This is a genomic window from Halobacillus sp. GSS1, from assembly GCF_017307035.1.
Lineage (GTDB): Bacteria > Bacillota > Bacilli > Bacillales > Halobacillaceae > Halobacillus > Halobacillus litoralis.
Map to the genome: position 1 here is coordinate 241,344 of NZ_JAFLHE010000004.1, position 23,098 is coordinate 264,441.

The window sequence follows — 23,098 nt, forward strand, 5'->3', positions numbered from 1 at the left end:
CGCATTTCTCCCTTTTCTTTATGATGGAAAACAATATACCAAATTTTTCTTCTGTAGAGAAATGACAAATGTCTTAAATAAAATAAATGAATCTAAGGATATAGAGCAATGAAAAGAGGATGAAGAAAAAGTCTATAAAAAATCCATAAATTCTGCACAATTGATGGGGATAGACAAATAGATCCTGTTAGCTTAAATGTATACAGTACAGGGTATAGGTATTGTGAAAAAGGAGGAATGACAATGGGTGGAATGATGGACGGTAGTGGAATGGGGAACAGCTTCTTCGGGGGCTTTTTCGGATTTGGATTGATTCTTTTGATTCTGATTATCGCAATTTTTTTCATTGTCAGATGGATGATGAAACCAAATGCAGATGAGCGCAATTCCAATGATCGAGAACATAGGGAGCCAAGGTCTAAAGAGGTATTAAAGAAACGTTTGGCAAGCGGCGAAATCACAGAAGAAGAATACGACCGCTTGAAAAAGAAATTGGATGATTGATGTTGGAGGTGCAAAACATGAACAGGAAGTATTTCGGTTCATTTATGATTGTTGTGATCGTTGCTATAGGAGTTTGGGTATTTTTCCAATCTCCATTCATGCAACAGAAGAGCTCAGGAAATTTAAATACCAGTGAAGAAGGAACAAGTATTTTGGATATTCAACCGATAGAAGCCGGAAGCCGGCCAACCAAACAATTTGAACTAACGGCTGAAGAAACCGAGTGGGAAATACAAAAGGGAGAGTCCGTCCAGGCCTGGACCTATAATGGAAAGGTTCCTGGAGAGCCCTTACGTGTTGAACAGGGCGATTTAGTCCAGGTGGAACTGCACAATGAACTAGATGTTCCTGTCACTATTCATTGGCACGGGGTTATTCTCCCGAATCGGATGGATGGGGTGCCAGGAGTGACCCAGGATGCTGTTGAACCAGGGGAATCCTTCACATATGAATTCATAGCAGAAGACCCTGGGACGTATTGGTATCATTCACACCAACATAGTTCTCTCCAAGTAGACAAGGGATTATATGGGCCACTTGTCGTTGAAGAAAAAGAAGACAAACGCGAACAGGATGAAGTTTTCATTTTAGATGAGTGGGCGGTCAACCAGGACCGTGAGAATTGGACGAATATGGGTGGCATGATGATGGGTTCCATGCAGGGAGATGGAGAAGCCGATACAAAACAAATGTACGATACTTTCACAGTGAACGGCCAAGCTGGGGAAGCCATCGAACCTTTGAGAATGGAAGAAGGAGAAACGGCGAGGCTTCGATTTGTGAATGCCGGGTACCAGCTGCACCGTCTCGTTTTTCCTGAAGGATCGATGGAAATGATTGCTGTTGATGCGGAACCGGTACAAAGCTCCGGGGAAGACAACGTTTTGGAGATTGCCCCTGGTGAAAGGATCGATGTCTTATATACGAAGGGAGAAGCTGATGAAATGATTGGGGAAATGCCAGTGATTGAACACTCTCAAGATATGCAGATTCCCGTTCTCTCTTCGGATTCTAAAGCGGAGAATTTACAAGTAGAGGCTGAAGGTAAGGCGGTAAGCAAGGGTACTTCCCATGCCAGTAAGGATCTGCTTTTTGATAACGTACCGGATGTGGACGTGTCGTATGATATGAACCTTAGTATGGGGATGAACATGGGAGAAGGGATGGTCTGGCAGATTAATGACGGTGTTTTCCCTGATACACCACCGATTCAAGTGGAAAAAGGAGACATTGTAAAAGTGGACATCACCAATGAAGGGCGGTTGAATCATCCCATGCATTTGCATGGCCACCGTTTTCAAGTGGAAGCAGAAGGCGGAGGAGCTGTCGTGAAGGATTTGATTAATGTGAAACCTGGAGAATCGTATACGATTTACTTCGAAGCGGACAATAAAGGGGAATGGTTGTTCCATTGTCATGATAATAATCATGCGGATCGTGGCATGGTAACCATTGTCGATTACGAAAGTGTTTTTTCACCTTTCGAACTGAATCAGACGAATCAGCCTTAATTCACAGAAATGGAGGTTTTAACGATGAGTGAAGAACATTCTCATGAAAAACATAAAGAGCACCATCATGAAGAGTCTCATGAAGGCCATGATCATTCTCATGAAGGCCATGATCATTCTCATGAAGGCCATGATCATTCTCACGAAGGTCATGACCACGGGGCGATGATTGATGATTTCAAACGAAGGTTTTATATATCCTTACTCGTAACCATCCCTATCCTCGTCCTTTCTCCTATGATCCAGGAGCTTTTGGGATTCAGCTTCACGTTTCCGTTTGATCAATACGTGTTATTCGCTTTAGCTACATTCGTATTTTTCTACGGAGGATGGCCGTTCTTGACGGGGGCTATCGATGAACTGAAAAATAAAAACCCTGGAATGATGACTCTGATCGGGCTTGCCATATTCGTGGCCTATGCCTATAGTTCCCTCGTGGTATTCGGATGGTCAGGAAGGAACTTCTTCTGGGAGCTTGCGACTTTGATCGATATTATGCTCCTGGGTCACTGGATAGAGATGAAGTCCGTAATGGGGGCTTCCAATGCCTTACAGGAATTGGTGAAGCTGATGCCGAGTGAGGCTCACCGCCTGACAGAAGATGATCAAGTCGAAGATGTTCCAGTGAGTGAATTGAAGGAGAATGATCGAGTCCTCGTGAAGCCGGGAGAAAAAATTCCGGTTGATGGGAAAATTATTGATGGGAAATCTGCGATCGATGAATCCATGCTTACGGGTGAATCGGTCCCGGTAGAGAAAGAAACCGGAGAAGAAGTCATCGGTGGTTCTATTAATAAAGAAGGAAGTCTCACGCTGGAAGTAGAAAAGTTAGGAGACGACACCTATTTATCTCAGGTAATTACTCTTGTAGAAGAAGCACAGAACTCAAAATCCAAAGCTCAGGATTTCGCAAACCGGGCGGCTAAATGGTTGTTTTACCTGGCTCTGGGCGCAGGGATCACAACGTTTGTGGTGTGGCTCGCTTTAGGCTTTTCATTGGATGTCGCGTTAGAACGTATGGTCACGGTGATGGTCATCACTTGTCCTCATGCCTTAGGGTTAGCGGCACCATTAGTTGTTGCGGTATCCACTTCTCTTTCTGCGAAACAAGGGCTCCTCATAAGGAACCGCACACAGTTTGAAAATGCACGTAACGTGGATGCCGTTATTTTTGATAAAACAGGGACGCTGACAAAAGGGGAGTTCGGGGTGACCGACCTTATGCCGGAAAAAGACGAGGAAACAGACCTTCTTTACTGGGCAGCAAGTGCAGAGCAGAATTCTGAACATCCATTGGCTCAAGGGATTCTGAAGGAAGCAGAAGACCGGGAGATTTCTCTTGGAAAAGTGGAAGACTTTGATTCGGTTACTGGAAAAGGCTTGAGAGGAACCGTGGATGGAAAAGAAGTGAAAGTCATGAGCCCCGGCTATATGGCAGAGCACGAATACAACTATGATCAGGACACGTTCAGCCGCTTATCAGAAGAAGGGAAAACCGTTGTCTTTGTCCTCCTTGATGACACCTATATCGGGATGATTGCTTTAGCAGATATGGTCAGGGATTCTGCGAAGGAAGCGGTATCTGAATTGAAAGAAAGAGGAATCCGCTCGATCATGCTTACAGGGGATCACCAACGAGTAGCTGACTGGGTGGCTGAACAAATCGGCATAGATGAAGTGTATGCAGAAGTTATGCCGGATCACAAAGCGGAGCAAGTGAAAAAAGTACAGGCAGAAGGCAGAAAAGTGGCAATGACCGGGGACGGAATCAATGATGCACCTGCTCTCGCGACTGCCGATGTAGGGATTGCGATTGGAAGCGGAACCGATGTTGCTGTGGAAACAGCGGATATTGTACTCGTGAAGAGCAATCCAAGAGATATCGTATCAATCGTAACATTATCGAAAAACACGTATAAGAAAATGGTTCAGAACTTATGGTGGGCAGCGGGGTATAATATCTTTTCGATTCCACTGGCAGCAGGTGTTCTTGCTCCTGTCGGCATCGTATTAAGTCCTGCTGTCGGAGCGGTCCTCATGAGTTTGAGCACAGTAATTGTAGCGATTAACGCAAAACTTCTCAAAGCATCCTGATTTCCATTTCCTGCACAGTTTCTGCACAAATAGAGGGTAGAATTGAAGTGAACTAGGTATTTCCCTGAAAATGAGAGGTTATATGAAGCATAAAATATCAATCAAATTAGGATTACTCTTTTTGATTTCTATGATTTTAATCGAGCTTTTGCTTTTTGCCGTATTATATACAACCGTTTCTTCCCATCGAATCAATGAAGTAATGGAGGAGTTATTGACGCGCGGCGCCGGTCATCGAGATGTGTTGGAGAATAACTTTGATGAATCCACTCTCGCTCACGTAGCCTTGATGGAATCGGAGGCTGTCACAGAGGTGATCATTACCGACGGGGATGGAAACATCTTATCGGAATCGTTTAATGAAGAAGCCTACCCGGATGTATTCTATGAAGCGATCGACGGAAAAGCAGAAGAAAAGGAGAGGATCATTGAGGATGAATGGAGAACGGAGCCTTATGTGGCTACGGTCTCCCCGATTATCGTGGAGAATGAACAGATTGGAAATGTGTTCATGTTTTCTCCTTCAGAAGTGATCCGCAGCATCATTGGTCACCTCACCCGTCAGTTTGTTCTTGTTATGGTCGTCCTTATCCTGGTTACAGTCCTGATTGTTGTGGCTTTGTCCAAATTTATTACACGTCCTCTTATTCGGATGAAAGAAGTCACAGAGAACTTAAGCACCGGCAAAGTGGAAGAGTATCTTGATGAACATCCGAATGATGAGCTGGGGGTTCTCGCCTCGTCGATCAACCGATTATCTGAGGATCTTGAATGGATAAAAAAAGAGCGTCACGATTTTTTATCTGCGATTGCTCATGAACTGAGGACCCCGCTCACCTATGTCAAAGGCTATGCCGATGTGGCGTCAAAAAAGGAGACATCCTTCGAAGATAAAGATAAATACTTGAATATCATCAAAGAAGAAGCCACTCACTTGACCGACATGGTTCAGCAGCTTTTTCAACTTGCAAAAATGGATGAAAATTCGTTTGTTATTGAAGCTCAACTCGTTGACGTGTCGAAGATTCTCACAGAGGTAAAGGAACATTTAAAGCCTGCCTTAGAGGAAAAGAACGCCCAATTGTTCGTAGATGTTCCATCCAATACGAGGATTTATGCGGACACTATGCGGTTCAAACAGGTCTTTTTTAACATCGTGGAAAATGCTCTCCGTTATGGAGGAGAGGAAACAAAGATAACGATTACAGCTGTAACAGAAAAACAGCACGTGATCATCAGCATATCTGATGACGGGCCCGGGGTCCCCGAAAGCTCTCTGCCTTACTTATTCGAACGTTTATATCGTGTAGATAAAGCGAGATCCAGAGAAATCGGAGGAACGGGACTGGGACTTTCCATTGTAAGGGAAATCATTGAAATGCACGGGGGAGTCGTGAAAGCTTTCAATGATGAAGGGTTGACCATCTCAATCACTTGGCCGAAGGAAGATAACGATGAAAAAAATTCTCTTAGTCGATGATGAAAAGCGAATGTTGGATTTATTAGAATTGTATTTGGTCCCTCACGGATATGAGGTTCGCAAAGTTAGAAGTGGAGCAGATGGTTTGGAAGAACTCCGCACCTATTCTTACGACCTGGTTCTTCTGGATATTATGATGAAGGATATGGATGGAATGGAAACCTGCCGGCGCATACGTACATTCAGTGAGGTTCCCATCATTATGCTGACCGCAAAAGATCAGAAGGAAGATGTCATCCGAGGTTTGAAGACAGGTGCGGATGACTACATAACCAAGCCTTTCGATGAAGAGATCCTGATTGCACGAATCGAAGCATTATTAAGGAGGGAAGACCCACAGGCTTCTATCGAAATGAATGGATTGGTGTGGAATAGTGATACATATGAGCTGCACTATGGGAGCGAACCGATCCCTCTGACCCCGAAAGAGTTCCAACTCTTAGGGCTTCTGCTCAAACATCCGAATCATGTTTATGATAGAAATGATCTGCTTGATCTCGTCTGGGGCATTCAATCAGACACAGGAGGAAGAACGATTGACTCTCATGTCCGTCACATCCGTGAGAAGATCCGGCGTTCAGGCTTCCCGATCAATGAGCACTTGAAGACGGTATGGGGTGTCGGATATAAATGGATAAAAAAGTAAAAAACACGTTTACTAATACCGGTACTGGGTATTATAACTATGTAAGATCAAAATCTTAAGGAGGAATTATTTATGGCTCACCAGCAGTATCAAGAAACGCTTAAGGTTCTACATGATTGTATGGAGGCATGCAACCACTGTTATGATGCCTGCCTTAAAGAAGAAGATGTGAAAATGATGGCTGAGTGTATTCGTCTGGATCGTGAGTGTGCAGATATTTGTGGATACTTAGAAGCAGCGATTACAAGAGGTACTCCTTATGTGGCGGAACTTGCATCCGTCTGTGCGAAGATTTGTGATGATTGCGGGAAAGAATGCGCCAAGCATGATCATGACCATTGCCAAGCGTGCGCGAAAGCCTGCCAGGAGTGTGCGGATGCTTGTAGAAAAATTGCATAACCAAAAAACAGATCAGCTCTTCAGCTGATCTGTTTTTATTTTTTCAAAGAATGTTTCTACAGCAATTTCTTTGAAAGTGGATAGACTCCAAGGCTTTGGATGACAAGAGAAATCAGGACAGTGGCAAAGGCTAACGATAGAAACATTTCATGGTCACCTGTCTGCTGCACTTGAAAACTTAAAATGAGAAACACAGACATCGTTCCTTTAAGTCCCGACCACGAAATGACCGTTGATTCACGCCAGGATATTTCCTTCCTCCAATGGGGGAAGAGGGTTGTGCTGCCGGCGATAATGAGGAAGCGTACGAGCATGGATAGGATAAAGACGACAAAAGCGAACCCCCAGACAGGTGTGCTCAAATAAGGGGCGGCTTTAATTCCGATCAGCAAAAACAATAGAGAGAGACCGGAAATCTCTACAATCCCCCAGAAACCGTCCAATGTATCCTTGAAGTGTTCTTCTTTGATCGTGCGGCCGTATTCGAAAGAAAGCATAAGACCGGCCGAAACGGTTGCGAGAACACCCGAAACACCGATGACTTCTGCCAGGTTGAAGATGCCATAAGCAAGAACGATGCTCAGCATCACCTGGTATTCTTTGTTAGGCGTATAATGAATCCCTTTACTCATCAACCAGCCGAACGCAATCCCAAGACCGGCTCCCCCTAAAGAAACGAGTAAGAACTCGCTTGCGAAGGAGAGGAGAGTGAAATCCTCAGCGCTCGTATAGATGCCCAGAAGTACAGAAAACATGACGATGCTGGTTCCGTCATTCAGAAGGGATTCACCCTCCACCACATCGGCAATTTTCTCATTGCCCGTAGAGTTCTTCAGGATCGATACAACGGAAACGGGGTCTGTTGGCGTTAAAATAGAAGCTAGCAGTAAAGCACCGATGAACGAGAGCGAAAGAAAAGGTCCGCTGATCGCATAGACAAGACCCCCTAAGAACCCGAGCGTCAACAGAAGACCGGCGGTAGCTAGAAAAAGGATCAAACCCATATGCTTTTTAAATTGATCTGCCGGGAAACGATAGGCGGACACAAATAATAGAGCGGGCAGAAACACATGATATATCATATGCTCGGTCACTTCGATGGAAGAAAAGTAAGGGATGAAAGATAAAACGATGCCGATAAAGACGAGAACCGTCGGTACAGGCAGGTTTTCCTGCTTTTTATCGAGTGTAAATATGAAAAAACCGATAAACAATAGGAGAATTCCTTGTGTAATGGACATGGTCGCCCTCCTTTATTTCTATGTATGGTTTGCCATTATCCTTTGGGGTAAATAATGAAACGTTTTTCTACGCAGCTATACGATATAGAGCTGGTTTTTCGCATAAGAAAGTGAACCCGTGCTATGCTTATCATAGTCATCATATACAGAAGGGGGTATTTTGAGTGTCTGAAGAATTTTGGAATAAGAGCTTTTCAAAAGATACTTATGTGTACGGGAAGCAGGCGAATACGTTCGTAGTTGAAAAGACTGAACAGTTAAAAGAAGCCGAAAAAATCGCTTGTTTCGCAGAAGGTGAAGGTAGAAATGCTGTTCACCTGGCAAAGCAGGGACATCACGTAACGGTCTTCGATCAATCGGAAGAAGGGCTGGCAAAAGCTGAACGGCTGGCAGAAGAAGAGGGTGTTCATATAGATGCGGTTCAAGCGGATTTGACGAAAAAAGATATGGAACCTGGACAATTTGATGCAGCGGTTATGGTCTTCGGTCATGTTCCGAAAGATCATCAGCGTTTTCTTATTGATCAGATGATCAAGTCCGTGAAGCCTGGAGGATATGTTCTCTTTGAAGTCTATTCCGAGAATCAAATCGCTTATGAAACCGGAGGTCCAAAAGATAAACAAATGCTTTATAAACCTGAAGAGGTGCTGGATTGGATCAGGGATTACAAGTGCCTTCACTTCTATTACGGAGAAGCGGACCGGACCGAAGGAGAACGGCATACAGGTGTCGGACATGTCATACAAGCATTCATTCGAGTATAAGGAAAGGCCCGTATAAAAATATAGGGGTAAATGAAAGCAGATTGATTACGGATATCAATTAAAGTGGTGAAATATCAATTTAATATCGAATGTATCAATTAAATTTCCAAAATATCAATTAATAATGAAAAATATCAACCAAAACTCTACAAAGTCCCTGTCCTCCACATGGTATGGGGATCAGGGACTTCCTTTTGAGTCTTATCACACTTATTCCCCGAAAGCCTCCGGCAGCATTTTAAATCCATCCACCTCTGCATCTTCTTCCACTTCAATCATAATGCAGCGTTTCCCTTTGTAATTGACCTGTCTTACAAACTGCAGGTCCTGGGGGCTGATTGAAATATTGGCGATCTTCGTATTGATTTTAATCGACTTGGAGTTGTATTTCGGTACGATACTGCTTGCTTTCAGCTCATACCCTTCATTATCGGTAATCTGGGCGAAGGCATGTTTTACTTTTTCCGAATCGACCTGTTCACCACTCGATTTCAAGACGCGTTCGACATCCCGGTAGTCGAGCTTCGGAGGGGTATCGTCTTCGTTTTCTTCGACGGTGCGGTTGATCTCCCCATACACATTAGCAAGGGTGGAAGGGCTCAGCTGGTCGCCGACGACGTCGCGGATGACTTCTTCGAAAATGGCTTTATCTTCTTTCGCCGTCATGATTTCTTCTCCGTTCAACACGTCTTCAATAAACCGATAATCGGGTTCATTGGGTTTTCCGGCTGAGTAGAGGATATGGTTCACGTCGGAAGCGCCGTCTGTAATGCCTGGGAAAAGGAAGCCGGTCATCGGATTCTTCAAGTCGATGACAGGATCAACTTCAATTTTATATTTGAACTCTTTTTCAATATAGTCGAACTGGATTTCTTTTTTCGGGTCTTCGGTTTTATTGATGCTGCAGAGGATGAATGGGTTTGAATACACAGCGTCGCGGCTGCTTTCCTCTGATTCTTCACTGCGGCCCCTCGTCGGTTTCATATATTCGGCGCGGATGAAAGAAATGACGACATCCTTCTCATAAGGGTTGTCGCGGATGATTTTTTCTGTCATCTGGAGCATTTGTTCCTTCCAGTCGTCTACATGATTACTTAATAAACCTTTATGTAATATCAGCTGGCTGTTTTCTTCGGCTTCGCGCTGAAACTTCAGTTCGAACAACTTTTCGTCGAGCTGGCCGGTGAGAAGTTTTTTGAAATTGTTCATATAAAGTTCCTGCTGGTCTTTATCAAGCATTTCAAATGGCTGGCTTTGGTGATGAAAAATTTCCGTCGTTTCTTTCATAATATAGACGTTGAAGATATTCTTGATCTTCAGTAGGTCATTGTCCACTTTAAGCTGCCTGCGGATACCGGCGATGTCTTTTTTGTCCATCCATCGTTCACTCCTAATTTTCGCTCTATCTATAGTTCTCTTATTTTAACACAGGTAGAAGGAAGAGGATAAGAAAAATAAGGAAGTGAAGCCGCTCTTCTCCGTATATCTTTGCCCTCCTGGTCATACATTTTTAGGGTGAACAATATACAAAGGGAGGTGGAAGCTTGAATAAGGAAATGGAGCAATTATTCAATCGGCTGATTGAAATTGAACACGTATCAACGACCTTATACTTAGCGATGTCTGCCTATATGGGGAAGAAGAATTATACAGGAATGGCCAATTGGCTGCGTCTTCAATCAGAGGAAGAACGGACACATATGTTGAAGTTGATTGATTATGTCGTAGATAAAGATGGGACGGTTCAATTGTCTCAAATCCCTGCCCAGCCGACAGAATATGGTTCACCACTCGAAACGTTTCAAAAGGTGTTGGAACATGAGCAGTTTGTCACTAATTCTTATCGGCAGGCTTTCAATTATGCGAACCAGACCGACCCTCAAGCAGCTGTCATCATCCAGGATTTCTTAAGGGAGCAGATAGATGAAGAAGCTCAGAGCCAAACGATTGTGGACCGCTTGAAACTGGCACAGGATAATCCTTCAGCCATTTTATTACTGGATCAGGAGTTAGGCCAAAGGCAGGCGGTCTAGAATGGAAGGTATCCTGCCTTCAGAATAAAAAGGATTCCCACATAAGGGAATCCTTTTTTTATTAGTTGTCTTGTTTTGCTTTTTTAGATTTGCGTGCTTTTTTAGCTTCTTGTTTGTGAGCTTCGTTAGCTGCTGCGCTTCCGAATTCCTGAGAAAACTCAGTATCGGCTTGTTTAGGGTCAAATCCCTTTTTGTTCTTTTGTTCTGCATCATGTTTCTTCGTTCTTTTCGCCATGATCGTTCACCTCCCTCTCTTTTTTATTATGAATCGGAATGTAATTTCTCATGTACAATGAGGGAAGAAATTCATCTAGAAACGATCGCAAATCCAATGTATAATAAGTGAAGTTGTAAAAATAGATGGAAGAAGCGCGTGTGCCTTCTTCCATCTATTTTTTCGTTATACGTTGATCGGAAGGAGGAGGAGAGATATGGATTTTTTTGAGCGGATGAAACAGGAGACGGGTGTCCTTTTGAATGAGGTGCAGCAACAGGCGGTGGTGCACACGGACGGGCCGCTGCTTTTGCTTGCTTCGCCCGGGTCAGGGAAAACGACGACACTGAATATGAAAATCGGTTATTTGATTCTTGAGAAAAAAGTAGACCCGGACCGGATCATGGCGGTCACATTCAGTAAAGCGTCAGCCCGGGATATGTCGGAACGTTTCGATCGTTTCTTTTCAGGTCTGACAAAAGAAAAAGTTCACTTTTCAACCATCCACAGTTTCGCATACAAAGTGGTCCGCGAGTCGTTACGAAAGAATGGTCAGGATTTCCAGCTGATTGAAGGAAACATCAGTGATGAAGAATTGAAAAAAGGCTGGGACGGCCCGGAAGTTCCGCTTCATAAGAAGTTTATTTTGAAGAAGTTGTATGAAGATACAAATGGTGTGCAGATGACGGATGATGAGATGGACGAGCTGATGAGGTATATCAGTTTTGTGAAGAACCGGATGATGGAAGGGAAAGAGCTTGAACGTGTCTCTTGTCAGGTGAAACATGCATCTGTCATCTATCAGTCGTATGAAGCGTTCAAAAAGAAAGATCCGTTCAAGTTGCTGCTGGATTTTGATGACATGCTTACGTATTGTCATCAAATTTTATTGGACGATGCTGAAATCCTATCCAAATATCAGCAGCAGTTTGAGTACATGTTGACGGATGAAAGTCAGGATAACTCGTTGGTCCAGCATGAAATCGTTGAATTGCTGGCAAAACCGCAGAACAACCTTTGTGTCGTAGCGGATGATGACCAGTCGATCTTCATGTGGCGAGGTTCAGATGTCGACAAACTTTTAGATTTTGAAGAGACGTATCCGAACGGGACCGTCCTGACGATGTCCCAGAATTATCGTTCATCCGAGGACATTGTGAGGGTATCCAATCAGTTCATTAAACGCAATAAGAAGCGGTATGCGAAAGAAATGTTCACGGAAAATGAGGCGCACACTCCCATCGAGGTCAAAAACTTGAGCAATTATGAAAAGCAGGTGAAATATCTCACGGAGCAGCTGAAAAAGAGAGACCCGGGTGAAGAGGTGGCTGTCCTTTACCGCAACAACGCTTCGGCTGTACCGATCGCTGATCAGCTCGATAAAGCCGGCATCAATTTTTACATGAAAGACATCGATCCGAAGTTTTTTAAACACTGGGTCGTAGAAGATATCCTGAACTTCATGCGTTTTTCCTATAATGACCGCCGTGTCGATATTCTCGAGCGTATTCACACGAAGTTTAATGCTTACATTTCGAAAAAACAGATCTTCTTTTTGAAAAAGAAAAACAGCCAGGTGTCGGTTTTTGATCGGCTTTTGGAGATGGACATTCCTGACTATCAATCAAAGAACATGAAGAAGGCGAAAAGGCTTTTTAAAGAAATCAACGAAATGGAGCCCGCCCAGGCGATCCGCACGATCAGGGAAAAGCTCGGTTACGATCATGCCCTGCAGAAGATGTCCGAGAAGTTTGGATTCAATGCTGACCACTTGATGAATATCTTGAACACTCTGGAAAAGATCGCTGAGGGGTTAGGGTCACTGAAAGGATTTGCTGACCGCTTGAAGGAGTTGGAGAAACTCCTTCAAACTTCAAAGTACAATAAAAACCAAAGCACCCTGACGCTGACGACGTTCCACAGTGCTAAAGGTCTTGAATATGACAAAGTGTACATGATCGACCTCGTCAATGGCGTCATTCCATCGAAGGATGATATGGAAACGTACCGCAATAAGGAGGCTGGACCGATGGAAGAAGCCGTCCGCCTTTTCTATGTCGGCATGACGCGCGCACGAACAAACCTTGAGTTACTGACGTACAACTACAAAGGTAGTGAACGCGTAACGGAGTCGATTTTCCTGATGAACGTGAGAAGGATCCTTCAGCCGGAAGGGGAGAAGAAGACGCTGAAAAAAAGAAAGCGGCAGGCTTCTGATTTATCAGACGAAAATCTGCTTCGAATGGATGATGTAGAGATTGGCAAACCTATTATTCACCACAAGTTCGGCCCTGGTATGATTAAGGAATTCGGTAGTGATCAGATCGGCATCCAATTCGAAGAAGCAGGTTACAAGGAACTGTTGTTAGAAGTTTGTTTGGACAACGGATTATTGAGTAAGGGATGAAAAGAAATAGAATGTAAATAAAAAAGGTGCCGGGTCTTTAGGGTCCTGGCACCTTTTTTATTCCATTCAGTAAGGCATTTACATTCTTTTACACCCCTTTCATCTCTTCTTATCGTTTACTTAATAAAAAGTATTTAACATAGATCCTAGAAGGGTATTTTACTTGATCGCAAAGGAGATGAAGTCTGATGATCCGAAAACTTAGCGTCATCTTCATAACAATGGGACTCTTGTTGGTTTTGTGGAACGGTTACCCATGGTGGTTGCAAAGTCAGGTCGTTACGGAGGCGCCCGGAAATTCTATGGTTTCTGAACAGTCCTATCCAATGGACTATGTGTATGCTGAAACGTATGAAGGGAGCGGAGAGCTGACAGTTCCTAAACTTGGAAAAAAGTATCCTGTGGATTACGATTCTGATCGAGACACCTTAAAGAAAGGAATCGGGATGTTTGATACATCGTTTGCATCACTCCCTTCTGAAGGTGGGCACACGGCTCTTGCTGGTCACAGTGAGACGACGTTTGCCGGTCTAAATGGTCTAGTAGAAGGGGATTTTATCTATCTCACTGAGAACAACATCGAATATGAATACCAAATTAATAAAATATGGGTGGCGGACTCGGAGGATACATCATTCCTTGTTCCCACATCATCTCCAACTCTAACGTTCACCACCTGTTATCCGTTCGACCTTACCCGTTCTGCTCCTGAGCGTTTTATCGTACAAGCGGATTTAGTGAAACAGCAGGAAATACAATAAATACTGCCCCCTCCTTTTATCATAAAAGGAGGGGGCGTTTTGTTTACTTTTTCATTATGTGAAGGGGCGGGGGAGAAATTATAGGGGGGGCTGTTTTTCAGACTAAATATAAGCTTGGAAAGCACTCGAAGTTTTTAACGCTATCCTGGTCATACTCTTTGTTAAAATCACGGGGGGAGAACTCCGGTAATAGTCAAGCCCTACTCATGACAATGAAGCTGTCCTCTCTTTTAAAAAGAAGGTAGTCTATTGCTCTTGCAGGAATGCAATGCTGCACTGTCGAAAGGTCCTAAAAGCAAAAAAATATAATGGAGAAGGGGGAATCACGGATGAATATCGATCCAATCAAACAAATCCTAAAGCAGGATTCCATTATGGTCCTGGATGGGGCATTAGCCACAGAACTTGAAGCACATGGATGTGACCTGGATGATCCTTTGTGGTCAGCGAAAGTTCTACTGGAAAAGCCAGAAGCTATCGAGGCCGTACATAAAGAATATTTCAAAGCGGGAGCGGATTGTGCGATCACTGCCAGTTATCAGGCAACGCTTCCTGGTTTTTCCGAGCGGGGCTTTTCCGAAGAGCAATCGATATCGTTGATTAAAAAAACGGTGGAGCTTGCCAGGAGCGCAAGAGACGAATATTGGGAAGAAATAGATGCTGTGAACAAAGCGAAGCCGTTAGTGGCCGCTTCAATCGGACCTTATGGAGCCTATCTTGCAGACGGGTCGGAATACACCGGAAATTACGGGGTAACCGATCAACAGTTGATTGATTTCCACCGTCCAAGAATGAAAGCAGTGGTTGAAGCAGGTGCAGATCTTTTAGCAATGGAAACGATCCCTTCTTTTCAAGAGGCGAGAGTGTTGGCTTCCTTATTAAAAGAATTTCCTGAGTCATTTGCCTGGGTGTCTTTTACTTTAAGAGATGGAGGTGAAATCAGTGACGGTACGGATCTTCAAACGTGTGTGAAAGAGCTGGATGATCACAGGCAAATCGCTGCAGTTGGAGTGAACTGTGCACCAATGGAGATAGCTGCAGATGCAGTGGCTCTCCTGAAAAAACATACAGACAAGCCCGTACTTATATATCCGAACTCCGGCGAAACGTATGATCCGGATTCCAATACGTGGCATGGAAAGGGTTCCGCGGTGTGCTTTGATGACGCATCCGAGCGTTGGATTGATAAAGGGGCATCGATCATCGGTGGATGCTGCCGGACGACTCCTGACCATATTCGTAGGTTGGCGGAGAAGTGGAAAATGAAAGGGTGACCCCAAAGGAACGTTCTTTACAAATCAACACCTGCACAAAGGTTGGGAATATCTGATAAAACCTTCTCGATGAATGATATAATTGAATTATATAAACTTAAAACCATTGGAGGAACCGAATGACTAAAATTGGGGGTTACACTTGCAGGTGCTGCGGAATATATCACGAAGAACTTCCTACTAGCTATGGAAACCCAGCTCCTGTCTATTACTATGATGCTGAACCTGAAGAACGAGAGGATAGGTTTGAACTGGATGATGATGTTTGTGTTATGGATAATGGACATTTCTTTATTCATGGTTGCATTGAAATCCCTATGATCGAGACTCATGAACACCTGATATGGGGAGTATGGGTTTCGTTAAGTGAAGCTAATTTTGATGAGCTAATAGAGCACTGGGATATACAAGAAACATTGGAACCAATGTTTGGCTGGTTGTCTACTGACTTACCTTGTTATCCTGATACAGTAAACTTAAAAACAATGGTCCATTTCAGACCAGACAGCATTCGACCTTCTATTGAACTAGAACTGACTGATCATCCTTTAGCAGTGGAATTTAGAGATGGAATAACCCTTGAACGTGTTCAAGGAATAGCTGAACAACTTTGTGATAACAATGATGATTAATGAAAAAGAGCATTGAAGTCAATTCAATGCTCTTTCTACTGCGATTTAATAGGTTAATTGAAATGCTGTTCATATTCACCTACCTTATCTTAGATAACTTTCCCTCCAAAAAAAGAGAAGGCGTTATCGATAAATTCCGTCCTTCATATTCCTTTTTATTGCGTGTACATTTTAAGGAAGTCGAGGACTTTCCTATACACGAGGATTTCGTTTTCCTTCTTGGAAAACCCATGTCCTTCATCCTCAAGTACGATGTATTCCACGTCTCTTCCTTTCTCTTTCAATGCCTCAACCACTTGATCGGATTCCGCTTTGACTACGCGGGGGTCCTTTGCGCCCTGGATGACGAGCATCGGCTTTGTCATCGCATCAAGGTAGTTGATCGGAGAATCTTCTTCTAGCTTTTCTTTATCCTTTTCAGGGTCACCGATAAACTGGGCCATAACCGGCTTCCAGTGCTCGGGGACAGAGTCGATGAAGCTGAACAGATTGCAGGGACCGAAGATATCCACGACCGCTTTAAAGTATTCTGGATGCCTGCCATGAAGTAAGAGCGACATGTAACCGCCGTAACTGCCGCCCATCAACAGAATGTTATCTTTCCTTGCGTACCCCTGATCGATCAGCCATTCGATCCCTGCAATATTATCAAGTCTTGGTGCATTTCCCCAGTCACCCTCAACCATTTTTGTGAATGTCTGTCCATAACCCGTCGAACCCCGGAAGTTCGGGGCGAAAAGGCTGTAGCCTTCATGGACGAGGAACTGGAATAGCGAACGGAAGGAGTCGCGCTCTGCGAATTGTGGACCTCCATGCGGCCAAAGAATCATATGACCGTTATCCTTTTCCGGCTTCGGACGGTACAGCAAGGCTTCAATTTCCAACCCATCAAAAGATTTGTACTTAACATGGGCAGGAGCGATTAAATGGTCTTCTTTCACCCCAGGAACCCCGTACTTAGTTAACGGTTCCCATCCTTTATCCGTCTGTTTGTACAGATTTGCAGGTACAGTCGCGGAATCTCCGCGAAGGTACACACGGCCGGACTCGGCAATCACCAATTGATCGATGACGTTGACTGGGGAGTCAAGCTCTTTCAGTTGGGCATCTTGCAGCTTATATTGATAGAGATGATCGCGAACGCCTTTCTCGCTGATGATATACAACGAATTCGTTGTTTGATCATACTTCATCCGTTTGAATTCTTCTGCCTTTACTTGGACGACTTTTTCAAAAGTTTTCGTTTCAAGGTCAAAGCGCGCGAGATAGGAAAAGTCACTCTCATAATTGGTAAGTAAATATACTTCATGTTCTGATATGAAAATCGCATCGGACACCGTGTGCTGAGGATCCGGAGAGGGAGTCAGAAGTACGTCCTCGTTTTTGTTTTTTACGTAAACCAATTGGTATGTATTCGCAAAAGCTTTCATATAAAGAAAGCTTTCCTCCTCCGGGCTTGTGTCGCCGAGAATCGTCATGGCCTCTTCCCCGTGGACAATCACTTCCTCTTCTTTGGTTTCCAAGTTGTAACGATAGCCTTTCATGTACGTTGCATCATCTTTTGTGGACGTATAGTACAACTTCTTTCCGTCTTTTGATAAAGAAGGGTGGATGTGGCGCGCGCCTTCTTTTTTTCTCACAGGTAGAAGCGTTCCTCCCTGAGTCGGGACGGCATAAATCTGGCCATTTTCATCACCATCTTCATCTATAACAGCCAACACGAATTCACCTTTAGGATCGTAGGTGATGTGCTCACAGCTTTGATTATGGAATGTAAGTGGATAGGGGAACGTATTCGGCAGGTCCATGGCCCATAGGTTGTATTTACCATTCAAGTTGGTGCTGAATACAAGCTGGGACTCATCCGGGCTCACGGCAAACGTCTCTATCCCATAGGTTTGAAAAAATTGTTCCACATCGGGTTGTGGGAAGTCTAACATGATTGATTCCTCCTGGTCTTTTGTAATGTACCTTTTATACCATTCGATCTTTTCCTGAATATCCCTTTTTTCTTAAAAAAATGACCGAAGAAAAGCAATCGCTTCTTCGGTCATTCTTGGTTTTAGGGCTTGACCGGCGTCCTGTTTCCATAAAGGATCCGTTCAATCATCGCCTTGTCCATATTCAAATGGTCCATCCCATTCTTATGAAGGAGTTCCCGGGTGTTTGTATCATCAAAATCAATGTTTTTATTCCAATAAGGATGGAATACCTGCATCGGAGCATTAAACCCTTGTTCTTCTTTCGTTAATTCACCATCGTAATCGGATGGGACCATCTCGATATTGTGAAAGTCAAGTTTCTCCTTCACCATTTCAAATAACAACCGATTCGTCGGTGGATGAGGATTGGTAATGTGATAGATGTCCTTTGGGTGATCCGTGATCAGGGCTGCGTGGAGTACATCCACTACATAGTCGACGGGTACGAAGTTTTGACTCGTCTCTCCATTGCACAAAAACTTAAATGTTTGGTTTTGGAGTTCTTTTTTCCGTTCTGTCCGTTTCTTGAGGATTTCCAGGCCGCGAATGACTCCATACAAGGCAAAACTTGTGTCCGCTTCTCCGGTTTGCGAATCTCCGATAATAATCGAAGGTCGGAAGATTTTAATATTTAATGCGTGATCATAGCTAAGCACGAGGTGTTCGGCATGACATTTGCTTTCTTCATAAGCGTTCACAAATGCCTGGTCTTTTTCGTGTAACTGTTCCGTGGCATGGCGCTTCATTCCGAGTGTATAGGCTGTGCTTACATAGTAGAAATTTTTAGCATGAATGTCTTCAGCCAGATGAAGCACGTTTTTTGTCCCGTCCAGATTGACTTTGAAAGTTTTATCGCGTTCTTCTTCATCAAAAGAAAGGAAAGCGGCACTATGGTAAACCGTGTCAATCTTATCGTTCAAAAGAGAAAGTTGTTCTTCACTGACTCCCGCATCTTTAAGAGATAGATCGCCTTCGATGATGTGGAGGTTTTCTCTGGTGTCCACCGGAACTTCCTGCCTAAGGTTTTCCGCTTTCCGTTTATTCCTTACTAAGGCATAGACATCATGGCCTTCTTTCAGTAGTTTCAATGTCAGTTGTTTTCCCAAAAAGCCTGTAGCTCCTGTGATTAAAATGTTCATGTTAGCTCCTCCGATGTTTCATTCATGAGTCTATCTAACAGTTGTGTCGCTCATAATAGAATGAAAGATTTCCAAATCTATATCCATGGCTAGTTTTCGCTATCATTTGTAGTGGATACAAGGATAACATATAGCAAACGGAATGTTGTGAAAAAAGTAAGAGAAAACACTGGGAAAATAACCCTGCTGAATATGCTAGGGTCGTCTCTGATTTTTACCCTATAGATTAAGGTCGGTGGACAGATTTGATTTTCTTATTATTAGAAAGAGGTGGGAGGTCCTAGTTCGGAATGTATACATGTAGGACTTATTCATAAAAACGGTTAGTCACTTTTGTTCATTTTGTCTGTTTGAGCAGGTTTTTGCGGAAAAGATGAAGTATTTGGTAATTAAGCTATTAATTGGGAGGTATTTGATGAAAAAGAAACTTTTAACAGTAGCAGTCACAGGAGCGCTTTTGACAACAGGCGGGTTAATTCCAGGAAGCGGCACGGTCCTGGCAGGAGAAAACGGACCAAATGGACCGAATTATAACGGAAATGAAACCATTAAAAATGAACGGTTGCACTCTTATGAAGAAATGGCTGATTTCTTACATAAGCTGGATCAGCGTTCAGAAGCGCTTGAGCTTGAAGTCTATGGCCAGTCCGTAAAAGGAAGAGATTTGTATTTAGCGAAATTCGGCACGATGGACGAAGACAAGCCAACTGTCCTTTTCCTTACGCAGCAGCATGGGAATGAAACTTTGACTACAGAAGGCGCTTTGCAAGTTATCAAGTATTTGACTTCTAATGGTAAGAGCGTAGAAAACATCCTTGAAAATGTAAATATTCTCATTGCTCCACGATTGAATGTGGATGGAGCGGAAGGGGATGTTAACTTCTCTTTGGATGATTACGTATCAGGCACACATACGCGCTACAATGCGAACGGGGTAGACTTGAACCGTGATCACGTCGACCGCGAGCAACCTGAAACGAAGGCACTGCATGAGGAAGTGCTGCAAAAATACAGCCCTGACTATATGATCGATTTACACCATCAGGGAACACAAACGACGCTTGGGGATACGGGTGAACTTGTATCTGGTTCTATTTTGTATCCGACCAATTCAGAAGTGGATCCAGAAGTCCGTGAACAGTCGAAAAAATTGGGAGCGGTCGTCTATAACGCCGTAGAGTCCAAAGGTTATGGCCTTCTTTCCAAATATCCAGGAGGAACGGCGCAAACGATCAGCCGTAATGGCCTGGCTGTCGAATACGGCATCTCTACCCTGCTATTCGAAATGCGAGGCATGGCCGATCATTACCGTGAAGATTATGTCCTTGGACAGAAGAGTAATGGATACTTGATCCAACAAGCGGTCACAGCTATGAAAGCTACACTGAATGCTTTGGCGGATGGATCGCTTGAATCTGCAGATCCTTCTTTTTGGGATACACTGCCGGAAAGCAACTACAATGGTGAATAATAAAAAAGGAACTTCCTTAAATGGAAGTTCCTTTTTTATTTCCACCAGCGTTTCGGTGGTCCAGCGCGCGTTCCGTTGATCCAGCGCGCACCTCAGTCTCCCAACGGATGTTCCGAGTTCACTGACTATACAGAGCGCCTTACTAAAATACTTCCCCTCTCCTAAATCTTTAAAATACGGAGAAAACCAGAGAAATTCTGCGATGAGCCGTTTATTTTCAGCAGGTAAGGGAATGGTTTCTCACGAAAGAAAAAAGAAGGTGGAGAAGGTATGCTATTTTCTGGAACGAAATTATCGGATTTATCCATCACCTCTGTATTACTTATTCTGATCGGATTTATTTCACTTGGGGTGAGCATTTATTTCTTTATTGATTTGACCAACAGTATCTTACAGGAGGAAAAATTCGCTATTGACCAGCAGGCGTTCGATCTGGCGCAGGCGGCTTCCTTTGGGGGAGCAGAAGCATTGGCAAAAGGAATTTCTAAGGCAGGATCGGTTATCTTCATGGTAATTGTTTCCCTTATTCTTGCTGTCTATTTGTTGTTCTTCTCACCCTTCAGTCGCTGGGTAGGTGTCTATTTCATTCTGGCCATGGGAGGAGTCAGTGGTCTCACGGCAGGTTTGAAATCATTCTCCAGTCGCGACAGACCAGCGTTTAAAGGAGATTATCACGGGGCTACATCCAGTTTTCCGAGTGGACATGCGTCTGGGGCCCTCGTTTTTTATGGTTTTATTATCTATCTTTTCGTAATCAGTCAACTTGAACAGAAATGGAAATGGACAATCAATACAGTTTTGGCTCTTATTGCTCTCTTTATCGGGGTCAGCCGGGTTTATTTAGGGGTTCATTTCTTTACAGACGTTGTTGCCGGTTACTTATTTGGAATCGCCTGGCTGCTTCTGTGCCTCACTGCTCTTGAAGTGACACTATGGCATCAACGGAGGAGACAACGATTGTCATAATCCCTTCTTTTTTCATGTGTGCTCTTTTTTTGAATAAATATAAAAGAGTGAGCAAAAAGGGGGGTGACATCATGGCTGTTATTAAAGCTCCAAGTAAACATATCGACATGTTGGCACGATTGCTGCGAGCGGAAGCTGTCGGAGAAGGAAAGCAGGGCATGCTGCATGTAGGGGCTGTGACTGTGAATCGGGCAAGAGTGAATTGTTCGGATTTCAAAGGGGTAAGTACACTGCCGGAGGTGATCAATCAACCGAAAGCATTTGAAGCCCTTCAGCATGGTATGTACTACCAGAGAGCGCGGGAAAGTGAAAGACGTTTGGCGCGCAAAAACGTGAAAGGGTATCGATCCTGGCCGGCGAAGTACAGTTTGTGGTACTTCAGGCCGGACGGAGACTGCCCGCCGACGTGGTATGGTCAGAGTCAGGTCGGAAGATACAAATCCCATTGTTTTTATGAGCCTGTAGCCGGCGAATGCGATGTGATTTATAATACATTTTAATAAAGCTGACAGGTGGAAGTCCCGCCTGTCAGCTTTATTTTTATAGATGAAGCCATTTGAAATTTCTGATAAGGGAAGAAAAAGCTTCGAGATTCTTGCATCCGACTGAATAAAACGAAACACAGAGGGTATGAACATATATAGATGTTCATGAACTGGAGGGTCAAGAATGGAGAAGATGAACCGAGGGATTATTACAGCCTTATCGGCAATAGGAATTGCTCAAGCACTAAAGATTGTCACTCATAAAACGGTGACCGGAGAATGGGATTTGAAGCAGATCGCGACGACAGGGGGCCAACCGAGTTCCCACTCTGCTGGTGTCTCGGCCCTTGCCACATATATCGCTGCCAACAAAGGCTCACGTCATACGGAAACAGCTCTCGCTACGATTTTCGGTGTAATCGTTATGTATGATGCTCAAGGAATCAGGCGTCATACCGGTGAAATTGCTCAACTGGTCAACGATCTTGAAGATAATTTTGCCGCGATTTCTGTTGATTTTCCGAGTTCTGATTTCGTAGAGCGGGATAAGGAACTGAAGGAGCTTCTCGGCCATCAGCCCATTGAAGTGCTGGGCGGAGCAGTTCTAGGAGCTGCTCTTGGATATTTTTCTGCAAAACTCGAAGGATAAAGGGATCCAATCGGGCGAACAGTAAATCCAGGAGGTGAATTCGAATGAACCAATCGAACAATCCTGGGAAAGATGTGTTTGCAAAATCGGGAACGAATGTGAGTGAAGTGAAACGCCGGAATGAACAATCCGGGCTTTCCTACAATCAAGTAAAAGAGATGCTCGCTCGTAAACAAAATCAAAAATGATGATAACAAAGGCCTGTCCGATAAAGGGACAGGCCTTTTCCTCGTAAGGAAGTGTTGCCATTGGTGCTATTGTTTTTCATTCACATCTACCGCTGCCGTATTGTTGTTCATATAGGCAGCGGATAAGTGATCCTTTTCTTTGTTGTGTCCCTCGAGAGCTGCCTGCAGTTTCTGGTTAGAAGATCCGCAATCTCTGCCTTTCGGATTGTTCTTTTTTCTGCTTTCACTATTTTTACTCATCGTCATCCTCCTCCTGGT

The 23,098-nt window shown here is 43.9% G+C and carries 23 protein-coding genes; 17 read left to right on the forward strand and 6 right to left on the reverse strand.

Annotated elements, in window-relative coordinates:
* Nucleotides 1–243 precede the first annotated feature (243 nt).
* From J0K78_RS11385 to J0K78_RS11410, 6 genes are all read left to right on the forward strand, one after another.
* Nucleotides 244–504 carry an SHOCT domain-containing protein gene (locus J0K78_RS11385; protein WP_206947066.1) on the forward strand — a complete coding sequence of 87 codons (261 nt, stop codon included), beginning with the start codon at nucleotides 244–246 and terminating at the stop codon, nucleotides 502–504.
* A gap of 17 nt (nucleotides 505–521) precedes the next feature.
* Nucleotides 522–2,015 carry a multicopper oxidase family protein gene (locus tag J0K78_RS11390; protein WP_206947068.1) on the forward strand — a complete coding sequence of 498 codons (1,494 nt, stop codon included), beginning with the start codon at nucleotides 522–524 and terminating at the stop codon, nucleotides 2,013–2,015.
* A gap of 24 nt (nucleotides 2,016–2,039) precedes the next feature.
* A complete protein-coding gene (locus tag J0K78_RS11395) occupies nucleotides 2,040–4,109 on the forward strand; it encodes a heavy metal translocating P-type ATPase (RefSeq protein ID WP_206947070.1) in 2,070 nt (689 codons plus the stop codon).
* Nucleotides 4,110–4,191: 82 nt separating this feature from the next.
* The gene (locus tag J0K78_RS11400) at nucleotides 4,192–5,589 is read left to right on the forward strand and encodes a sensor histidine kinase (protein ID WP_206947072.1); all 1,398 of its coding nucleotides are present in this window, start codon (nucleotides 4,192–4,194) and stop codon (nucleotides 5,587–5,589) included.
* Entirely contained in the window at nucleotides 5,564–6,235 is a 672-nt protein-coding gene (locus J0K78_RS11405; protein ID WP_206947074.1) for a response regulator transcription factor, read from the forward strand. Before J0K78_RS11400 ends, J0K78_RS11405 begins: the two co-directional genes overlap by 26 nt.
* Nucleotides 6,236–6,307: 72 nt before the next feature.
* Nucleotides 6,308–6,634, forward strand: a complete 327-nt coding sequence (locus J0K78_RS11410; protein ID WP_206947076.1) for a four-helix bundle copper-binding protein — start codon at nucleotides 6,308–6,310, stop codon at nucleotides 6,632–6,634.
* Between the two features lie 56 nt (nucleotides 6,635–6,690).
* Here the strand turns inward: J0K78_RS11410 and J0K78_RS11415 are convergent, their stop codons facing one another.
* The gene (locus J0K78_RS11415) at nucleotides 6,691–7,875 is read right to left on the reverse strand and encodes a cation:proton antiporter (RefSeq protein ID WP_206947078.1); all 1,185 of its coding nucleotides are present in this window, start codon (nucleotides 7,873–7,875) and stop codon (nucleotides 6,691–6,693) included.
* Between the two features lie 164 nt (nucleotides 7,876–8,039).
* On the opposite strand from J0K78_RS11415, the gene J0K78_RS11420 reads away from it, so the two are divergent.
* Nucleotides 8,040–8,639, forward strand: a complete 600-nt coding sequence (locus J0K78_RS11420; RefSeq protein ID WP_206947080.1) for a class I SAM-dependent methyltransferase — start codon at nucleotides 8,040–8,042, stop codon at nucleotides 8,637–8,639.
* A gap of 210 nt (nucleotides 8,640–8,849) precedes the next feature.
* On the opposite strand, the gene J0K78_RS11425 is transcribed toward J0K78_RS11420, so the two are convergent.
* Nucleotides 8,850–10,016: a DUF4317 domain-containing protein gene (locus J0K78_RS11425; protein WP_206947082.1), complete on the reverse strand. Its 1,167-nt coding sequence runs from the start codon at nucleotides 10,014–10,016 to the stop codon at nucleotides 8,850–8,852.
* A 179-nt stretch (nucleotides 10,017–10,195) separates the two neighbouring features.
* Between J0K78_RS11425 and J0K78_RS11430 the strand changes: the two genes are divergently transcribed.
* A complete protein-coding gene (locus J0K78_RS11430) occupies nucleotides 10,196–10,672 on the forward strand; it encodes a ferritin (RefSeq protein WP_370551116.1) in 477 nt (158 codons plus the stop codon).
* 61 nt (nucleotides 10,673–10,733) lie between these two features.
* Here J0K78_RS11430 and J0K78_RS11435 read toward each other — a convergent pair whose 3' ends face one another.
* Nucleotides 10,734–10,907: a hypothetical protein gene (locus J0K78_RS11435; protein ID WP_202412464.1), complete on the reverse strand. Its 174-nt coding sequence runs from the start codon at nucleotides 10,905–10,907 to the stop codon at nucleotides 10,734–10,736.
* Nucleotides 10,908–11,103: 196 nt separating this feature from the next.
* Between J0K78_RS11435 and J0K78_RS11440 the strand changes: the two genes are divergently transcribed.
* The 4 genes from J0K78_RS11440 to J0K78_RS11455 all read left to right on the forward strand — a co-directional run bounded on the left by J0K78_RS11440 (nucleotide 11,104) and on the right by J0K78_RS11455 (nucleotide 15,960).
* The gene (locus J0K78_RS11440; RefSeq protein ID WP_206947086.1) at nucleotides 11,104–13,293 is read left to right on the forward strand and encodes an ATP-dependent helicase; all 2,190 of its coding nucleotides are present in this window, start codon (nucleotides 11,104–11,106) and stop codon (nucleotides 13,291–13,293) included.
* A 188-nt stretch (nucleotides 13,294–13,481) separates the two neighbouring features.
* Nucleotides 13,482–14,054, forward strand: coding sequence for a class D sortase (locus J0K78_RS11445; protein WP_206947089.1), 573 nt, complete (start codon nucleotides 13,482–13,484; stop codon nucleotides 14,052–14,054).
* Nucleotides 14,055–14,383: 329 nt separating this feature from the next.
* Entirely contained in the window at nucleotides 14,384–15,328 is a 945-nt protein-coding gene (gene mmuM / locus J0K78_RS11450) for a homocysteine S-methyltransferase (protein WP_206947091.1), read from the forward strand.
* A gap of 119 nt (nucleotides 15,329–15,447) precedes the next feature.
* Nucleotides 15,448–15,960: a DUF2199 domain-containing protein gene (locus J0K78_RS11455; protein ID WP_206947092.1), complete on the forward strand. Its 513-nt coding sequence runs from the start codon at nucleotides 15,448–15,450 to the stop codon at nucleotides 15,958–15,960.
* Between the two features lie 155 nt (nucleotides 15,961–16,115).
* On the opposite strand, the gene J0K78_RS11460 is transcribed toward J0K78_RS11455, so the two are convergent.
* Both J0K78_RS11460 and J0K78_RS11465 read right to left on the reverse strand, forming a co-directional pair.
* The gene (locus J0K78_RS11460; protein WP_206947094.1) at nucleotides 16,116–17,900 is read right to left on the reverse strand and encodes a S9 family peptidase; all 1,785 of its coding nucleotides are present in this window, start codon (nucleotides 17,898–17,900) and stop codon (nucleotides 16,116–16,118) included.
* Nucleotides 17,901–18,022: 122 nt separating this feature from the next.
* Nucleotides 18,023–19,081 carry an SDR family oxidoreductase gene (locus J0K78_RS11465; RefSeq protein ID WP_206947096.1) on the reverse strand — a complete coding sequence of 353 codons (1,059 nt, stop codon included), beginning with the start codon at nucleotides 19,079–19,081 and terminating at the stop codon, nucleotides 18,023–18,025.
* A gap of 415 nt (nucleotides 19,082–19,496) precedes the next feature.
* On the opposite strand from J0K78_RS11465, the gene J0K78_RS11470 reads away from it, so the two are divergent.
* From J0K78_RS11470 to J0K78_RS11490, 5 genes are all read left to right on the forward strand, one after another.
* Entirely contained in the window at nucleotides 19,497–20,552 is a 1,056-nt protein-coding gene (locus J0K78_RS11470; RefSeq protein WP_206947098.1) for a M14 family metallopeptidase, read from the forward strand.
* A 270-nt stretch (nucleotides 20,553–20,822) separates the two neighbouring features.
* The gene (locus tag J0K78_RS11475) at nucleotides 20,823–21,518 is read left to right on the forward strand and encodes a phosphatase PAP2 family protein (RefSeq protein WP_206947100.1); all 696 of its coding nucleotides are present in this window, start codon (nucleotides 20,823–20,825) and stop codon (nucleotides 21,516–21,518) included.
* Between the two features lie 71 nt (nucleotides 21,519–21,589).
* The gene (locus J0K78_RS11480; RefSeq protein WP_206947102.1) at nucleotides 21,590–22,018 is read left to right on the forward strand and encodes a cell wall hydrolase; all 429 of its coding nucleotides are present in this window, start codon (nucleotides 21,590–21,592) and stop codon (nucleotides 22,016–22,018) included.
* A gap of 169 nt (nucleotides 22,019–22,187) precedes the next feature.
* Entirely contained in the window at nucleotides 22,188–22,652 is a 465-nt protein-coding gene (locus tag J0K78_RS11485) for a divergent PAP2 family protein (protein WP_206947104.1), read from the forward strand.
* A gap of 44 nt (nucleotides 22,653–22,696) precedes the next feature.
* Nucleotides 22,697–22,840: a hypothetical protein gene (locus J0K78_RS11490; protein ID WP_206947106.1), complete on the forward strand. Its 144-nt coding sequence runs from the start codon at nucleotides 22,697–22,699 to the stop codon at nucleotides 22,838–22,840.
* Nucleotides 22,841–22,906: 66 nt separating this feature from the next.
* Here the strand turns inward: J0K78_RS11490 and J0K78_RS11495 are convergent, their stop codons facing one another.
* Nucleotides 22,907–23,080 carry a hypothetical protein gene (locus tag J0K78_RS11495; protein WP_206947108.1) on the reverse strand — a complete coding sequence of 58 codons (174 nt, stop codon included), beginning with the start codon at nucleotides 23,078–23,080 and terminating at the stop codon, nucleotides 22,907–22,909.
* Between the last annotated feature and the right edge of the window lie 18 nt (nucleotides 23,081–23,098).

What these genes read in the sequence shown, in the direction of transcription:
- J0K78_RS11385 (WP_206947066.1), top strand. Translation starts at nt 244, where the DNA reads ATGGGTGGAATGATGGACGGTAGTGGAATGGGGAACAGCTTCTTCGGG.
- J0K78_RS11390 (WP_206947068.1), top strand. Translation starts at nt 522, where the DNA reads ATGAACAGGAAGTATTTCGGTTCATTTATGATTGTTGTGATCGTTGCT.
- J0K78_RS11395 (WP_206947070.1), top strand. Translation starts at nt 2,040, where the DNA reads ATGAGTGAAGAACATTCTCATGAAAAACATAAAGAGCACCATCATGAA.
- J0K78_RS11400 (WP_206947072.1), top strand. Translation starts at nt 4,192, where the DNA reads ATGAAGCATAAAATATCAATCAAATTAGGATTACTCTTTTTGATTTCT.
- J0K78_RS11405 (WP_206947074.1), top strand. Translation starts at nt 5,564, where the DNA reads ATGAAAAAAATTCTCTTAGTCGATGATGAAAAGCGAATGTTGGATTTA.
- J0K78_RS11410 (WP_206947076.1), top strand. Translation starts at nt 6,308, where the DNA reads ATGGCTCACCAGCAGTATCAAGAAACGCTTAAGGTTCTACATGATTGT.
- J0K78_RS11415 (WP_206947078.1), bottom strand. Translation starts at nt 7,875, where the DNA reads ATGTCCATTACACAAGGAATTCTCCTATTGTTTATCGGTTTTTTCATA.
- J0K78_RS11425 (WP_206947082.1), bottom strand. Translation starts at nt 10,016, where the DNA reads ATGGACAAAAAAGACATCGCCGGTATCCGCAGGCAGCTTAAAGTGGAC.
- J0K78_RS11430 (WP_370551116.1), top strand. Translation starts at nt 10,196, where the DNA reads ATGGAGCAATTATTCAATCGGCTGATTGAAATTGAACACGTATCAACG.
- J0K78_RS11435 (WP_202412464.1), bottom strand. Translation starts at nt 10,907, where the DNA reads ATGGCGAAAAGAACGAAGAAACATGATGCAGAACAAAAGAACAAAAAG.
- J0K78_RS11440 (WP_206947086.1), top strand. Translation starts at nt 11,104, where the DNA reads ATGGATTTTTTTGAGCGGATGAAACAGGAGACGGGTGTCCTTTTGAAT.
- J0K78_RS11445 (WP_206947089.1), top strand. Translation starts at nt 13,482, where the DNA reads ATGATCCGAAAACTTAGCGTCATCTTCATAACAATGGGACTCTTGTTG.
- mmuM (WP_206947091.1), top strand. Translation starts at nt 14,384, where the DNA reads ATGAATATCGATCCAATCAAACAAATCCTAAAGCAGGATTCCATTATG.
- J0K78_RS11455 (WP_206947092.1), top strand. Translation starts at nt 15,448, where the DNA reads ATGACTAAAATTGGGGGTTACACTTGCAGGTGCTGCGGAATATATCAC.
- J0K78_RS11460 (WP_206947094.1), bottom strand. Translation starts at nt 17,900, where the DNA reads ATGTTAGACTTCCCACAACCCGATGTGGAACAATTTTTTCAAACCTAT.
- J0K78_RS11465 (WP_206947096.1), bottom strand. Translation starts at nt 19,081, where the DNA reads ATGAACATTTTAATCACAGGAGCTACAGGCTTTTTGGGAAAACAACTG.
- J0K78_RS11470 (WP_206947098.1), top strand. Translation starts at nt 19,497, where the DNA reads ATGAAAAAGAAACTTTTAACAGTAGCAGTCACAGGAGCGCTTTTGACA.
- J0K78_RS11475 (WP_206947100.1), top strand. Translation starts at nt 20,823, where the DNA reads ATGCTATTTTCTGGAACGAAATTATCGGATTTATCCATCACCTCTGTA.
- J0K78_RS11480 (WP_206947102.1), top strand. Translation starts at nt 21,590, where the DNA reads ATGGCTGTTATTAAAGCTCCAAGTAAACATATCGACATGTTGGCACGA.
- J0K78_RS11485 (WP_206947104.1), top strand. Translation starts at nt 22,188, where the DNA reads ATGGAGAAGATGAACCGAGGGATTATTACAGCCTTATCGGCAATAGGA.
- J0K78_RS11490 (WP_206947106.1), top strand. Translation starts at nt 22,697, where the DNA reads ATGAACCAATCGAACAATCCTGGGAAAGATGTGTTTGCAAAATCGGGA.
- J0K78_RS11495 (WP_206947108.1), bottom strand. Translation starts at nt 23,080, where the DNA reads ATGAGTAAAAATAGTGAAAGCAGAAAAAAGAACAATCCGAAAGGCAGA.